This is a genomic window from Algoriphagus antarcticus (genome assembly GCF_002150685.1).
GTDB classification, from domain to species: Bacteria; Bacteroidota; Bacteroidia; order Cytophagales; family Cyclobacteriaceae; genus Algoriphagus; species Algoriphagus antarcticus.
The window spans coordinates 122790-139091 of record NZ_MSSW01000010.1; the positions used below are offsets into that span (position 1 = coordinate 122790).

Annotated in this window: 11 protein-coding genes and 1 pseudogene; all 12 read left to right on the forward strand. The window is 38.1% G+C overall.

The genetic code is table 11. The features are described 5' to 3' along the window. Nucleotides 1-1680: a capsule assembly Wzi family protein gene (locus tag BVH04_RS06530; RefSeq protein ID WP_086540667.1), complete on the forward strand. Its 1680-nt coding sequence runs from the start codon at nt 1-3 to the stop codon at nt 1678-1680. 271 nt (nt 1681-1951) lie between these two features. Then, nucleotides 1952-3256 carry a nucleotide sugar dehydrogenase gene (locus BVH04_RS06535; protein ID WP_086540712.1) on the forward strand — a complete coding sequence of 435 codons (1305 nt, stop codon included), beginning with the start codon at nt 1952-1954 and terminating at the stop codon, nt 3254-3256. 1026 nt (nt 3257-4282) lie between these two features. Continuing rightward, the gene (locus BVH04_RS06545; protein ID WP_086540669.1) at nt 4283-4753 is read left to right on the forward strand and encodes a nucleoid-structuring protein H-NS; all 471 of its coding nucleotides are present in this window, start codon (nt 4283-4285) and stop codon (nt 4751-4753) included. 27 nt (nt 4754-4780) lie between these two features. Beyond that, nucleotides 4781-5359, forward strand: coding sequence for a hypothetical protein (locus tag BVH04_RS06550; protein ID WP_086540670.1), 579 nt, complete (start codon nt 4781-4783; stop codon nt 5357-5359). Further along, on the forward strand, nt 5356-6198 hold the full coding sequence (locus BVH04_RS06555) for a hypothetical protein (protein ID WP_086540671.1): 843 nt from the start codon (nt 5356-5358) through the stop codon (nt 6196-6198). The genes BVH04_RS06550 and BVH04_RS06555 overlap by 4 nt, the downstream gene beginning before the upstream one ends. After that, nucleotides 6185-8635 (forward strand): leucine-rich repeat domain-containing protein, encoded by a 2451-nt coding sequence (locus BVH04_RS06560; RefSeq protein ID WP_116116436.1) that lies wholly within the window; start codon nt 6185-6187, stop codon nt 8633-8635. Before BVH04_RS06555 ends, BVH04_RS06560 begins: the two co-directional genes overlap by 14 nt. 559 nt (nt 8636-9194) lie before the next feature. Then, the gene (locus tag BVH04_RS06565; RefSeq protein WP_086540673.1) at nt 9195-10721 is read left to right on the forward strand and encodes a hypothetical protein; all 1527 of its coding nucleotides are present in this window, start codon (nt 9195-9197) and stop codon (nt 10719-10721) included. Beyond that, complete coding sequence (locus BVH04_RS06570) at nt 10709-12274, forward strand: hypothetical protein (protein ID WP_086540674.1); 1566 nt, start codon at nt 10709-10711, stop codon at nt 12272-12274. Before BVH04_RS06565 ends, BVH04_RS06570 begins: the two co-directional genes overlap by 13 nt. 400 nt (nt 12275-12674) lie before the next feature. After that, a pseudogene (locus tag BVH04_RS06575) lies at nt 12675-12947 on the forward strand (four helix bundle protein); the annotation flags it as partial. A gap of 386 nt (nt 12948-13333) precedes the next feature. Next, the gene (locus BVH04_RS06585) at nt 13334-13840 is read left to right on the forward strand and encodes a winged helix-turn-helix domain-containing protein (protein ID WP_086540677.1); all 507 of its coding nucleotides are present in this window, start codon (nt 13334-13336) and stop codon (nt 13838-13840) included. Between the two features lie 589 nt (nt 13841-14429). Further along, nucleotides 14430-15344 carry a glycosyltransferase family 2 protein gene (locus BVH04_RS06590; protein ID WP_317045486.1) on the forward strand — a complete coding sequence of 305 codons (915 nt, stop codon included), beginning with the start codon at nt 14430-14432 and terminating at the stop codon, nt 15342-15344. Nucleotides 15345-15610: 266 nt separating this feature from the next. Continuing rightward, on the forward strand, nt 15611-16168 hold the full coding sequence (locus BVH04_RS06595; RefSeq protein ID WP_086540679.1) for a GNAT family N-acetyltransferase: 558 nt from the start codon (nt 15611-15613) through the stop codon (nt 16166-16168). Nucleotides 16169-16302 lie beyond the last annotated feature (134 nt).

The following is a 16302-nucleotide window of genomic DNA, read 5'->3' on the forward strand; positions in this document are numbered from 1 at the left end:
TTGACTGATTACTTCTTTGCAAGTAGTTGCGCTTTGGCATTGCTTTTATCTACTGCAGCTTTCTCTCAAACTGTTCCAGCGGGTTTTCCTGTATTGGAAGAAAGTCTAAGACGGCAGCAATTATTAGGAGTAGAGGAACTTAAGGATTTCTCCTTTGGATTAAGACCAATAGTGAAGTTGAAGCAGAATCGTTTTACCTCCTTAGACGATACTTTACCCATTAAAGAAAAGAAGGTTCATTTAGAGCTCCTACCAGTGTTGAGCACTACTGTTTATAACTCCAATAGACCTTATGGCTGGGGTAATTTTAGTATGATGAATAGCGTCGGAATACAATCACTTCTTTCTCCGGGTGTATATGGAAATTTACTTTTTTTAAAGTTTCAGTTTAGACCTGAATATATAGCCAGCCAAAATAAACGGTATCAGGGATTTAAAGATAGCTTTGACGATCAAATAATTAATAATCGATTTAGACTTTGGAATTTTGGAGATTCACCCGAAAGATTTTCAAAAGATTATAACTCTTTTGCATGGTGGGGACAATCGTACATAAGTTTAAATGCTGGACCGATTGAGCTAGGGGCAAGTACCCAGAATATATGGTGGGGGCCAGGACAATTCAATGCATTGATATTTAGCAATAATGCGAGAGGAATGAAGCATTTATATCTCAGAACCAGTCGTCCTGCAAATATTTTTATCGGAAAATTGGAATCTGAGATAATAGTAGGACGGGCGGAAGATTCTGGGATTTTACCCTCTCAGAATCAATTTCTTAATCAAGCTTATGCGCGTCCCTTTTCAGGTGACTGGCGGTATGTCAGTGGTATAAATATTTTATTCCAGCCTGTGTTTCTGCCAGGTTTTTTTCTTGGATTTAGTAGGACTTTCCAACAGTATAACGATATGGTTGAGAAATCTTTTAGAGGGAGATTTCCTATTTTTGAAAGTTTTCAAAAGAAAAAACTTTTCACGAATGAAAATTCAGTTGAATATGACGGTAACGAGCAGGATCAGCAGGCAGCCTTGTCAATTAGGTATTTTAATTCCAAAGCAAATGTTGAATTGTATGCGGAATATGGAAGGAGGGATCATAGTTATGATTGGAGAGAATTTATTTTAAATCCAGAGCATGCACGAGCCTATTTATTTGGTTTTTCCAAATTCATAAAGACCAGTAAAGAGAACGTTTTTTATCAAGTAAGAGGGGAGATAGTCCACCAGCAGGAATCCATTAACCGATACATCAGGTATGAATTTTTGAATTCTTTCAATGCAAGTTGGCATACTCACTACCAGGTGAGGGGATTTAGCAATGAGGGACAGTCAATGGGGGTAGGAATTGGAGTTGGAGGAAATGTCCAGATGTTGGAGTTTTCTAGAATTTATAAACTGAACAAAGTTGGACTTTTGATTCAGAGGCTAGAAAACCAACAAGATTTTTATTATGGATCGCTTGCAGGTAATGCGGATAAAAAACCTTGGGTTGACTTCAGTGCTGGCCTACTCTGGGATCACCAGTGGGATAGATTTATAGTGAGTAGTAAAGCTCAGGTAATCCAAGGTAATAATTACCAATGGGAGAATTCTTCTGGATCAACTGCTGATTTCCCCCAAGGAAAGAAACTTTGGACCTTCTCTTCCACATTGAGTCTAATCTACCAGCTTCACCCATAGAATATACAGGTAAAATTAAAAAACACTCAAATTCTGTTACTTTTGCGCTCTATTAAATGAGTAACTTTGGTACTCATTTCAAGGGAAAATTAAGCATAGTGAGTTTCGAGGGTGTTTTTCAAACTCAATTGCCTCACAAACAGAATTTTGAGGCTTTCCCTAGGAATAAAGCTAAGTTCTTGGGGCTGAATGAGCGAAGCTGCCAAATATTTGAATAAAGGAATTGGGAAAATCTGCTTTTTAAATGATTTCCATCGAAAGTAAATCAACTATGAACACACAGTTAAAAGACGCAAAAATTGCCATCGTAGGCTTAGGTTATGTAGGCCTTCCCCTGGCAGTAGAATTTGCTAAAAAGTACCCTACCGTAGGATTTGATATAAATACAAAGCGGGTAGGGGAGTTAATCGCAGGAAGAGACAACACGCTCGAAGTAGAAGATGATTTACTGCAGTCGGTATTGGTCCAAGATTTTTCTGAGGCCCGGGCAAATGGGTTACTTGCTACGACTCAATCCGCAGATCTTGCACATTGTACAGTCTACATAGTGACCGTCCCTACTCCTACAGACAAACATAACCGCCCAGTACTGACCCCCATGCTGAAGGCATCGGAGAATATTGGGAAATATCTCAAAAAAGGTGATGTGGTGATCTATGAATCCACAGTATATCCTGGTGTCACAGAAGACGAATGTGTTCCTATACTGGAAAAGGTGTCCGGATTAAAATACAATGTCGATTTCTTTGCCGGCTATTCTCCAGAGCGAATCAATCCGGGAGACAAGGAGCATACAGTTGCCAAGATTCTGAAAGTTACCTCAGGTTCTACTCCAGAGATAGCGGAGTTTGTCGATCAGCTATATCGCACTGTAATTACTGCTGGTACTCATAAAGCCTCTTCTATCAAAGTAGCTGAAGCTGCCAAAGTGATCGAAAACTCTCAGCGAGATATTAACATAGCATTTGTCAATGAGCTTTCTAAGATATTCAATCTGCTGGGAATAGACACAAATGAAGTTCTCGAAGCAGCTGGTACCAAATGGAATTTCCTGAAATTCAAGCCAGGACTAGTAGGAGGGCATTGTATAGGAGTGGATCCGTTCTATTTGGCACAAAAAGCTCAGGAGATGGGATATCATCCAGAGATCATCCTTGCTGGTCGTAGATTGAATGACAGTATGGGTAAGCATGTAGCCACAGAAGTGGTCAAATTGATGATGCGCAAGGATATCAAAGTGATCGATTCCAAGATTTTGATTCTTGGTTTTACGTTCAAAGAAGATTGTCCTGATGTGCGCAATACTCGTGTAATTGATGTTTATCATGAGCTGAGAACCTATGATATCAATGTGGATGTATATGATCCTTGGGCAAGTCCAGCAGAGGTGAGCCATGAATATGGCATTGAGATAAAGTCTGGCTCAGAAGCTCCGGAATTATCTGACTATTCTGCGATCATTCTTGCTGTGTCACACAAAGAATTTGCTGGCCTTGCCATAGAGAAATCAAAAAACAGAGTGGTTTATGATGTGAAAGGTTTTCTAGCCAAAGAGATGATAGATGCTCGTCTTTAAGAAATTAGCAAGTCCGGCTTCTGCCTATAAAAAATTGAATTGATCTGATCAAGTCTTAATTTTTATGGTAAATCATCAACTACAACTAATACCCCTCTTATGAGTATTGACCAAAAGAAAAAAGATTTTATCAGGATGATGCAAGTAGTTTTGATAGTAGAACCTTCGTCCAGAAAATAATCAGAATTTGGCCATGTATTCTTGCTGGTTTTCGCAGTATAAGCCTATTTTTAGATAGAGAAATCAATTCTTGACTTTAGAGCTTTGGGGACGTTTTTCATCAAGGAGAACAAAAATGCCGTGAGTTTTTTTGAGGTAATTGCAGAGTTACAGGATCAAGATTGCTGGCTTACTAATGAGAGTTTTATTTTCAAATCAAGACCGATTGCCGAAGATACCCCAAGTGAAGTTCGGATAGAGTTTTTAACGAGAGTACAACTTGCTCCAAGTCTCCAGACTTAGATCTGAATCCATGCAGTATTCAGAGTTCTGTTATCACTTTTCACAAAAAAATCGAATATCCAATAGTTAGATTACACAGTGTTTGAGTTTATGCTTTGATACCCGTTTGTAAAGACTAAGCTAGATCTGATTTCATAGATATTAAAAAGACCCAGAGAAGCTCTGGGTCTTTTTGTGTGGCTGCTGCCCTAATTAAAACTTAACATTAGGACAAAGTTGAGCCCTAAAACCCACAATAAAAATACCCTATACAGGGTATTTTTGCATGTTAAAGGTGCTTGACGGCTGATTTTTTTTACAATTTTTGAAACCTAACGAATCATTGGATCACTTATTGATAAGAAGCATTAGCACATATAGCGTTGTGAAAATCTAGTGTCAACCGCTCTCGTGGCTCACAAACCGCTCAGACGAAATATGAATTTATTAACAAAAAGCATTTTTGATTTGGAGTAGCATTTGCGAGTTAATCATATGATTTTATTTACTTTGTACCCAAATCAGAACTAGGGTAAGTCCCTGTTTTATAATTAAAAACCTTATCATCTTAATCAAATCCTCAACATGAAGCAAAAATTCTTCTCTATTTCGGTTAACCGCTCACTTATGATTGCCCTAGTTGCCATGCTGGCTATGGGTGCATGTAAGAGTAAAAAGAAAGCCGTACAACAACCCGCTCCCCCTGTGCCGGTAGAGCAAGTTCAAGAAGCAACTCCAACACCTGCGCCAGTGTCCTCAGGTGAAGAAGTTGCAGCAGAAAAACTTGAAAATTATTTCAATAGTGTAGCTGCAGCAGGTAATGTAACTATCGCAAATCAGACGATCCAAGAAGCACTTCGTATGTTTTCTAATCAGGAAACTCCAGTTTTGATCGTGATTCACGAAGAAAATGGTATCAAGGATTATGATGAGCCTACTACTATTGCGAAGTATTTGGAATACTTAAAAGACACCAAGAAGAACCTTAACTACATCAGCGATATCCGCATGGACGCTAATGGCAAAGTCTCTGAATTGGAGCTTAGAAGAAAATAATCGCCCATCTGAAAAAACAATCTACACATGAAAAATAAAATGATCCTTTTCCTGGGCTTATTCCTTGCGACATCAGTAAGCGTACTAGCTCAGTCAGAAACAATTAGCCCTGCTAGAAAGCAAGCAATTGACTCACTTGCACTGGAAAAAGTAAAAGATTTAAGTAAGTATGTAAGCATCATCGGAAGTAAAGAGACTCAATTCTCCGAGGCTAATCGAGTGATGGACCGTGCTGAAGAACTTTTCTCTCCAGGAGCTGAAATGGGTGTATCCAGCATCAATACGAACGAAATCGCATACTACAAAATAAGACGTTATTTTGAGCGTTTGATGGCTTTGAACTACGATAGAGTAAATATCACCTGGTACGATATCCAGTACATCTCTGACTTAGAGAGACAACCTGATGGAAGATACGTAGGAGTAGTTACGGTATACCAACGTTTTGAGGGAACTTCTATTGAAACAGGAATGACTTACAAAGATACTACTAAGAAAGACATCACTATTTACGTTGAGAAGAAGCAAACCCAGATTGCCGGTAGAACTATCGAGTTTTGGGACGTCATGTTAGGTGACGTGAGAGTGACAGAAACCTCCGCATGAGAATAGTTACCTTTATTTTTGCGATGTTCATCGCAAGCATCTCAATTGTCTCGGGGCAGGGCATAGGCAGCCCCGGGACAATTAAAGATGACGGCAGATTTGCTGCCTCTACCAAACAACTAAACCAATTCTTCAGAAGATTTAATGCCGAGGAATCTCCGACTGATGGCAATGTGCGCTATTATCCGGGTGATACTGCCTACCATAGTGTTTCACTGAGAAAGGGATTTCTGCAAATACTTTTTGACAATCAAACTTCCTCAATAAGCCCAGATTTGAAAACACAGTTTATAAATACTGTGCTATCTCCTAATTATCCTCATTACCTTAATTTCCATCGAGAAGGATGGTATGCTGAGGTGCAGGCAGATTTTATGTACAAAGGAAAAAAAGAATCTGCCACCATAATACTGAAAATTCAACCCGAAAGACTTGGGCATGAATGGGTCATAGATGAGGTTTCCTTTCCCCCATTCAAAAATTTATTTGATAAGCCGGTGGGAGATAGAAAGGATTTCCTGCACCCACTTAGTCATGAGTTGGGCTTTATGAATCTCAGAAGAGCATTTCAAGATTCAGATTCGCCAGAAGCTTATACAGAAACCAGTTTCAAACCAGATTACCTGACCCTGTTTTTGTACGAAATGAAACAAAATAATCTCCGTTACCAGACTGTAACTGATGTTAAATTTCACTTCTTCCAAATAGAAGGCTGGTACTTTGAAGTAAATCAATTTAATCGCCCTGGCTTTAATACAGGTTGGCTGATTTCAAACCTTGTCAAACTTAACCCTGGCGACAAGGAAACTATCCAGAAATACATTTATGATCAGAACTAAGACCATATATCTAAGTATGCTACTTTGCTGTTTGAGCCTCTCCGGAATAGCCCAGACTATAAAAGGCTATACCAAAGCTGAAATAGATGACTATACAGCTAAAGTAGAAGATCAGGTTCGTTTTTTGGAATACCTGCTCAATACCATTGGATCTTCGGAGACTCAACCAAGGGATAAAGACGTGGTGATCCGCGAAAGCTATTTGAAGATTTTCCGCGATGGAGAAGTACAAGTGGAAGACGATCTTTTACTGGACAGAAAAGTGGTTACCAACAAGAATGTAACGGCTTATTTGAAAGACATTGAGTTTTTCTACAAGGATGTCAACTTCAAATTCAAAATCAGAGAAATAAAGCCTCATCAAAAGGAGAACGGTGATGTGTACTTTACAGCCTCGCTCGACAGGACGATTACTGCCACTGGCATCAACAACGAAAAAGTCAACAATACCAAACCCCGTTTCGTCGAGGTTAATTTGGATAGTAAAACCCAAGAATTAAAAATAGCCAGCGTATATACTACCAAGGTAAGTCGTGATGAAGAATTGACAGAGTGGTGGGGAGTGCTCGATCCACACTGGCAAGATTACTTCAGAGATCGCTTTGCCGTGAGTGAGTTTGATTCGATCAATGTTGATTTATTATACAAGTTTGTCGAAGTGGATTCTCTGGATATTTCAGGAACAGATTCGCTGCTGAACCTAAGTCCCATGGAAGCCATGAGGAATCTGAAGTATGTAAATCTGAGTAATACCCAGATCACTGAGCTTGGACCTATTTCCAACGTCACCTTCTTAGAATACCTGGATGTTTCTAATACCCCCACTTCTGATATTCAGTTTATCAAATATTCTGACCGTCTAAAGCACCTTGATATCTCTAAAACTAATATCAGAGATATTAGTGAATTGGTTAATCTGAAATCAATAAGATCACTTCGAGTAGAGGAAACACCAATTATGAGCTTTGCAGTTCTTAATGAATTTGATAGTCTGCAGAGCCTTTATTTAGCTCAAAGTGGATTTAATAATACAGAGAATATAAAGGATCTTTCAAAATTGGAAAATCTTGATCTGAGCAAAAATTATCTAGTCAACTTCAGCCAATTGTCTGAATTGACTTCTCTGAAGAATCTGAATTTGTCAAAAACCAATATTCAGGATCTTAGCCCTCTAACCGGGCTTGACAACCTTGAGGTTTTGGACATAACAGGCACTGAAGTTTCCGATATCTCAGCACTCAATAGCAAAGCCCAATTGAGTAAGGTTTTGGCTGATGAGACCAAGCTTTCTGTGGTAGCTTCGGATAATTTTACCAGAAATAATGCGAAGGTTTTATTGATTCATCATGTGAAAGACCTAGAAAGCTGGTGGGCAGGATTGTCTGATGCATGGAAAGCAAGTTTGAAGAAAGCAAATCCAAGAATCACTTCTGATAGTCCGAGCGTCGAAACGCTCACAAGTACTATAGGATTGGAAGAACTGGATTTGAGTGGGGCTGGGATAGAAACGCTAAATCCAATCACCAGATTTGTAAAACTCACGAAAGTTGATTTTTCGGATAATCCCGTAACTGAGATAATTTCTCTGAGCGAGGTAAAAACTTTGACAGAAATCACAGGAAGAAATTCGCAGGTGAAAGATATCTCACCAATCAAATCAAATGAGGAATTAGTGAAAATCGATCTAGCCGGAAGTCCAGTTTCCAGTATTTTAGATGTGCTAAGTCTTCCAAACTTGACCTATTTGAATGTCAATGGCTCTGAAATTTTCACAGAAGAAGTCCCTGAGATAATAATTCAAAAGTCAAACTTGACGATTATTTATAGAATAGACGAATTGAATTCCTGGTGGGAATCTCTGGATGGAAACTGGAAGGAAATATTAAGAAAGCAATTTACACTACCTGAAGAACCTACTACCGAGCAACTTCATGCTATGACCGAAAAGTCTTCCCTGACATTTGAGCGTGTACCAATTGACGATATACATGCTCTTACTGCATTTGTAAATCTTCGTTCACTGGTGATTTATGATGCACCACTAGGATATATAGCCCCAATCGAAGAACTCAAGCTTTTGGAAAACTTGAAAATATCTCAAGTGCCAGTGGTTGATTTCTCTCCGCTGAGAAGTTTATCCAAATTAAAAGAACTCGATATCAGCAATTCCGGAATCGAAGATTTAGATCCTATTTCAGGTCTGTTGAATCTAAAAACCCTAAATATTTCCGGCACTAACTTGAAAACGTTGAAAGGATTAGAGGGCCTTATTAATCTTGTGGAACTTGATGTCGCAAGTACGAACCTTCGTTCGCTCAGACCTATTGAGGGATTGCCTAATCTGAAGAAACTTTCTTGCTTCAATACTCGACTGAACAGCAGGGCAATAGACAAGTTCAAAGAAGCGAATCCTGATTGTGAAGTAAGGTTTTATTGATTTGAAGTATTAAGTAGCAAGTAAAAAGTATTAAGTAAAAAGTTTCAAGTATTAAGAGTGGAGAGCAAAGACCCTGGAGGTAAGATTAAATCGTGCTTGAACGTAAAATTTATTAAAATTTCAAAGAGATTTTACTCCTCTATAACGAAGCACAGCTTGAGGAGTAGTGAATAATGCAACGATCTTAGTCAGCGTCACTTAAGCAACCGAGTAGGAAAGGATAGAAATAAATTGGCAGATTTTAGATCTTGATTCTAATATCTTGATTCTTGAGACTTTAGTCTAGCGTCTAGAAACTTAAATGAAAAAGGGATTAAAAAATTTGATAAAAAGTCCCTTTAATATTTTCTAAGAAAAAGTAGTGTTGGAAAAGTTGCTTAATCACCCTGACATAAAGGTATGTAGTGCATCTCGGAAAAAAATACCCTGTACAGGGTATTTTTTTGTTTATAGGGTAGAAAGTTTTCCACATTATAGCACTATTGTAAGCGGTGGTATACTTATTTTTATTTTGTTATTAAAATATTAGCTAATTGAAAATCAGTAATTTGCATTCATCGTGAATAAGATTTTAGCAGGATTCACAGCTTTTTCACTTTTGGTGATTCTCTTAGGGATAAATCGGGGATTTGATATTTCAGATGAAGGGCTCTATATGCTTCTCGCAGATCCTGCTCAAGAAAATGCTGCTGGAATTTTCAATTACGATTTGTTCTTTAAGCTTTTTTATAAGATCACCGGGATTGAATTTGGGATTGTGGGAATGCGTTTGCTGCGCTTGTTTGTCTATTTGCTGGCGGCTATTTCCCTGACATTCTTTTGGAAAAATTTGACAGCAGCAAATAAGTTATCCCTCAACCTTTTTTTCTTTTCTTTACTTGGGATTTTCGCGGGCTATGGATTTTTGCCGCAGAGTTTATCTTATAATTCTTTAAGTGTAGTACTGGCTTGTTTTTGGTTGACTTTGATTTCGATTAAGAATAAAACCACATTTCAATACTTCCTTATAGGCTTAGTGCTGGCGTGCATGGCTTATATCAAAATCACTTCCTGCTTAGGGCTAGGCTTACTTACTTTAGTATGGATGGTATATGGTAAAGAGATCATGTTGATACACATCCTAGGTTTAATTATTCCTATGGTAATAATTGAATTGATCTTGTATTTGATAGTGGGTGATTTTGCCCTTTCTCGATTGCTGGAAGCCCGCCGAATGATGGGATATCGCAGTGAATATTCGTATCTGTTATTGTTCAAATACTCGGCTGTGGGCTTTTTTTGGTTGGCTTATGTTTCAATCCCATTTTTGCTTGCCGGCAAATTTTATTCTTTCCAACCTAAACTAAAGTGTTATATTCTCTTAGTTGGCCTGCTAATGCTTGGCTGTGTAGCATATTACACAGCCATCACGCAGGAGTGGAACCATATCATTCTTCTACTTACGGTAGCAGTTCTTTCATATTTTGCCCCACGATTGCCATTCGCAGCTATCTCTCCAGGTCAACGATTTTTGTTGGCGATTCTTTTGGTTTTGCCATTTGTGCTGCATTTTGGAAGCAATGTGTATTGGCTTCGATTGGGAATCCATTATTGGGTATTTTGGCTACTTGCCACCTTGTATGTTCTTAGTTTGATTCAAGTAGAATTTAGAATGCTGACCAGCATAGCAGTTGGATTAGCGACTTTACTTCTGGTGGGAAATGGTATGTGGATTCATCCTTTTGAGCAAGAGCCGCTTTGGGAAGCTACACAGGAATGGGACTATGGAAATGGAAATCGTATTAAGCTCACTGAAAAGCAGATTGATCTATTAAGTGTTATTGAGCCAATCGTGCAGGATCAGGAGCAACTCTTGGCTTTTTATAGAATTCCCGGAATCCCTTATCTTTTGAATAAAACATCTCCGAAATCACCTGGCTTTTGGACAAAAAGTCAAGCTGAGTATTTTTTTACTTCTGAGTACCAAACAGACTTACTGCTTTTTTACCCACTGGATTCCTTACCTTCCTTTGTGAAAAACGATTTTTCTATGAAGTATATCCAGCTTCCCGATGGAAATTATTTGCAGATTTTATGGATAAAATAAAGACTAATTCTTTCCTGTTGTTTTGGTCATTTCTTGGGTTGGGAGCACTGATTACCATCTGGTTTCTTCCTTGGAGATTCCAAGTCAATGATGATGAAATCATGATGTGGCTGGTGTCTGGTGCATACACGGGGGAACCAGAATCATTTGCAGTCTTTATCCATCCGATTCTTTCTTGGGTTTTTTCTAGGTTATATACATTAGCGCCAGATATTAAATGGTACCCATTGACTTGGTTTTTGGTGATGTACCTAAGCTATTTGGGCTTAATTCTGTCTTTGGATAGAGCCAAAATTGGCTATTTCTGGATAAATACCCTGTCCCTATTCTGCCTTTGTCTCTTTCTTCACTTTGCACTATTTCTTCAGTTTACAATGGTGGCTGGGGTTGCTGGATTTTCGGGTTTACTTCTTTTAGATTTCTGGCACAGAAAGAAGTCAAAAGCAATTTTTATGATGTCTCTGGTCCTTATTACATTTTCCGTTTTGATCCGGTGGGAATCATACGCTTTAATGTTGATAGCTTTTGGCTTTTATTTTGGGAGCTTCAGATTAGCAAAATATTTTTTCAAAGATTCACGAATATTCCTTATTCCTTTCATTTTATTGTTGGTTCTAGTAGGAACAAAAATTGTATGGGAAAAACAATCTGAGTACTCGGTTTTTTTAGAATATAACAAAGCACGAGCATCAGTTTCAGATCATCCTGTTTTCTATAGACATATACTGGATGAAAAGCTTGATAGAGAATCAAATTGGTTCTTTTTTTCTCAATGGATGATGGAGGATGAAAATATTTCAATTAAGGATCTAGAAGGTTTGAAGTATAAATTAGATGCTGAATTCTTTTCTTTAGATCAGCTTTTCAGCTCATTTACAAGATTGATTTCTGTGATCCGGGCAGAGGCATTCAAGTCTGTTTTTTCCTTTATCCTGATTGTACTTTACTTTTATAAATTTAAAGTCTCCAAGCTATCGTTGATATTTTTCGGAACCTGGGTATTATTCTTTTTCATTTTCAATCATTTTTTTGTCCTCAATGGGAGAGTAGTCATCCTATTTTTTCTACCTCTATTATTTCCTTTGGTTTTAGAATCAACCTTGGAGTCATTTAGAAAAACCTTATTCCTGATTTTATCTACACTAGTAATTTTGCTTTTTGGATATCATCTAACAAATTTTTTTAAGGAAGCAAATGCAAGACAGGTTATGCAAGATGAATACTTATCACTGACGGGACAGATCCCGGATAATACTCTACTTGTTTTAGAAGGATACAAGGAAAATTACCTTGGTATTAATTATTCAATGGAAAATCCAGTGCCATTGCTTAGCCTAGGCTGGATATCAAAAAGTCCTTTTCAGAAAGAGAAACTTCACAAAATTGGACTGACCCAGCTTTCAGAGGCAAAAGAGTTCTACTTGCTGGGAGTAGATATTCATGAAGAATTCTATTTCCCTGAATACATGAATTTTCTAAGCGGCGATTTTCAGTTGGTAAATAAAACTGAGTTAGAAAACTTTATTCTTTTTCATTATTCAAAGTGGTATTAACCAATATGATCCAAAGAATTTTTTTAAGAAATAGTATCTAAGTTATTCCACATTAGCATTTGCAAAATCCATTTGCCCACTTAAATTTGTCTAACTGAGTAATAAAATTACTCGGTAAGCTAGTTTCTGCCATGGGAGTGAATGGGCGAAGCTTTGGGGGATTTAAAGTGGAAAATTTATTTAATTTAAAATTGCATCATACCTTCCTAGAGCTATACATTCTTAATTCTCCCATTTTAAATTCTCTTCCGATAGCTATTGAGATCCTTACATTTTAAATTATAAATTCCATTCATTTTAAATTTTTCATTCTTTAGTTATGGCAAATATCATTATAGACAAAACTTTCCGGTTCGCACAAGAGATAATAACTGTATAGCTAGATTTAAGAGAAAAGGGACATTTCAAATTGGCTGACCAGCTAGTGAAATGCGGAACGTCAATCGGAGCTAATGTAGAAGAATCGCAGGCAGCACATTCTAAGCTTGATTTTGTTGCAAAACTCACCATTTCAAATAAGGAGGCAAGAGAAACTAGATATTGGTTAACACTCCTCGATAGAAAGGAATTACTGGGAGAGCATCATTCCTTACCTTTTTTGAAATCAGAAATAGAGGAAATCATCTTGCTTCTGAATTCCATTATCAAGAAATCTCGAGAGAATTTAAAGTAGGATAGGTAGGAACTATGATTTTAAAAATGATTATCCGCAATTTTAACACTAGCTCAATTAAATACATTGCACCTCGGCATACTTCGACTAGCTCAGCAGAACTGCTCGGTGTCCAGCTATGCAACTCAAATCCTGTGGCCGAGCGTAGTCGAGGCCTTTGGAAAACAATGATTACTGGCAGAAAAGCGAATTCTCTTTGGTCAATGGGTTGGAAGACCGATGACCAAAGACCGGAGTAAACGGGAATTCAATGTGACTTTGTATTTTCTATCATATATTTTCTACTGGCAATAATGCGTATATCCAAATTTTAAATTTTCCATTTTAAATTTTAAATTTTCCATTTTCCATTTTAAATTCCTAACTCCCCCATTTTAAATTAACAAGTGCTCGACTCCCTAGTCACCTCCAAAACCCGGATCAAACTTCTTCTGAAGTTCTTTTCCCATGCCAATTCAAGCTATTTGCGCTCACTCGCAAAGGAGTTTGACGAGTCCACCAATTCTGTAAGAGTAGAGTTGAATCGCTTGGCAGAAGCTGGTTTGCTTGTCTCAAAAGAAGAAGGCAAAACCAAACTTTATAAGGCGAATGAGGAACATCCCTTTTTCAATGAAATCAAAAACATGGTGTCTAAATTCCTAGGCTTAGATGATTTGATGGAACGAATTGTCAGGAGGATGGGAGAGGTGGAAAAAGCCTACATCGTGGGAGACTATGCTAAAGGAATAGATTCTGGAACAGTACAAATGATACTCATCGGGAAAGACCTTGATCGAGATTACCTGGACTTTATAAGAGAAAAGACTTATGAAAAAGTCCAACGGAAAGTAGATGTAACCATCATGGATACCGACCCCGGCGATATTCAGGGAATTTTGGTATATGGCAAATAGGATTGCAGTTTCAACAGTGGTCAGTTTGCAGTGATCAGTTTTCAGTCTCAGTCATTCAGAGTGATAGCCAACCCTTCGACTTCCATCCCTACGGGAGGCAGGCACTCTGGTCATGCGTAATGGACTTTGATTTCCTCCAATTTTAAATTTTCCATTCCTTAATTTTAAATTTCTTCCATTCTAAATTTTAAATTCCTTCCATTTTAAATTCCCCATTCCCTTAATTCTAAATTTTAAATTCCCCATTCCCATCATTTTAAATTTTAAATTCCTTCCATTTTAAATTTCCCATTCCCATCATTCTAAATTTTAAATTCCCTTAATTCTAAATTCCCCATTCCCATCATTTTAAATTTTAAATTCCTTCCATTTTAAATTCCCCATTCCTTCCATTCTAAATTTTAAATTCCCTTAATTTTAAATTCCCCATTCCCTTAATTCTAAATTTTAAATTCCCTTAATTTTAAATTCCCCATTCCCATCATTCTAAATTTTAAATTCCCTTAATTTTAAATTCCCCATTTCCTTCATTCTAAATTTTAAATTCCCTTCATTTTAAATTCCTCCGATCAAAACTCCATTTATTTCCATCGTTTCCCCAGTCTATCGTACTGAAAATATCTTAGCCGAACTCATTGCTAGAATCAAGGCTGCTATGCCCGTTGAAGATTTTGAAATCATTCTGGTAGATGATTATAGCCCAGACACTTCCTGGCTGGAAATCGAAAGACTTTCCAGCGTTCACCCAGAAATCACAGGGATCAAACTCAGCCGTAATTTTGGTCAACACTATGCCATTACAGCCGGATTGGATGCTGCAAAAGGGGAGTGGGTTGTGGTGATGGACTGTGATTTACAGGATAGACCGGAAGAGATTCCAAACTTATTGGCTAAAGCTAAACAGGGGTTCGACGTGGTACTGGCCAGAAGGGCCAATCGACAGGATGGTCTTTTCAAAAGACTCTCTTCCAAACTTTTCTACAGAACCCTAGCCTGGCTTACCGGTTCCAAACAGGACGAGAGCATTGCCAACTTTGGGATATATCATCGCAAAGTCATACAGGAGATAGTAGGCATGCGCGAAAGCATACGCTATTTCCCCACCATGGTGAAATGGGTGGGATTCCGGCAGACTACCCTAGACGTAGTGCACGCTCAAAGGCAAGAGGGCAAAAGCAATTATAATTTCAAACGCCTCTTTAATCTTGCCCTGGATATCATGCTTGCCTATTCCGATAAACCCATTCGGCTTGTGGTTAAACTAGGTTTTTTAGTAGCACTTACTGGCTTTTTGTTTGCGCTTTACACCTTATACAAGTACCTGCATGGAGACATTATCGTGGCCGGTTATGCCAGTTTGATTATCTCTCTTTGGATGCTGACAGGTTTCCTGCTGGTAACTCTCGGAATGGTAGGCCTTTATGTCGGTAAAACCTTTGAAGGAGTGAAGCAGCGCCCGATTTATATTGTAGAGAAAAGGATAGGGAAGGAAAGTATTCAGTAAACAGTAACACAGTCTTCATTCTCCAGTATTCAGATTCAAGAACTAAAAACTGGCTTTTTATTATTTTAAATTCTACATTTTGAATTTTACATTTTAAATTCTTTTCATTTCAAATTCTTTTCATTTTAAATTTTAAATTCTAACCCATCTACTCTATCAAGTCATTAAACTTCGACTCCAACCTATTCGGATACCCCGTAGGGAAAACCCAAATAGTCGGAGATTGGGACGAAAGAGTCTTCTTAGCCCAGACAGATGATCACCAGTTGGTCTATATCTTCTCCGAGAGTCCTCTGGAAATTTCTGATTCCTCCATTCAGTTAGTAGATACTAAAGTCACTTATAGCAAAGCAATTTCAAATCCTATTGAGACATCTTCGGATATCAGGACATATACGGGAGAGATGAACGAGCAATTGCTTAAGCTGGCTTTTGAAAGTGGAGTCTATTCCAGATTCAAGTCAGACACCCGGTTGAGGCAAAATGAATTTCAGAAACTATATGAAATCTGGGTCAAAAAGGCTTGGGAATCAAACGCTATTCTAGAGGTGCCAGAGTTACGAGGGATGGTGTCCTTTAGCATGGAGGAAAAATCAGCCAGCATAGGATTGATCGCTGTGGACAAAGACAGTCAAGGGAAAGGTTGGGGTAAGAAGTTGATGAAAGCAGCCGAAGCTTACGCCGCTATTAGGGGAAGTGATCAAATTACTGTGGTGACACAAGAAGGCAATTTTCCCGCCTGCAGACTTTATGAGTCTTTGGGATACCAGCTAGTGGAAAAAGTATATGTGTATCATTATTGGGCTGGCAATCAAATAGATTAACCTCGAAGGTTTTGTTTGATAGATTGCTACAGGCTATGATAACAACCCATTTTAAATTTACTTCCAACTCACAATTGCGAAGTAGCTTGGCAGAAGAAGTCCTCCGCTCAACCCATGATCATTGACAATTCCTT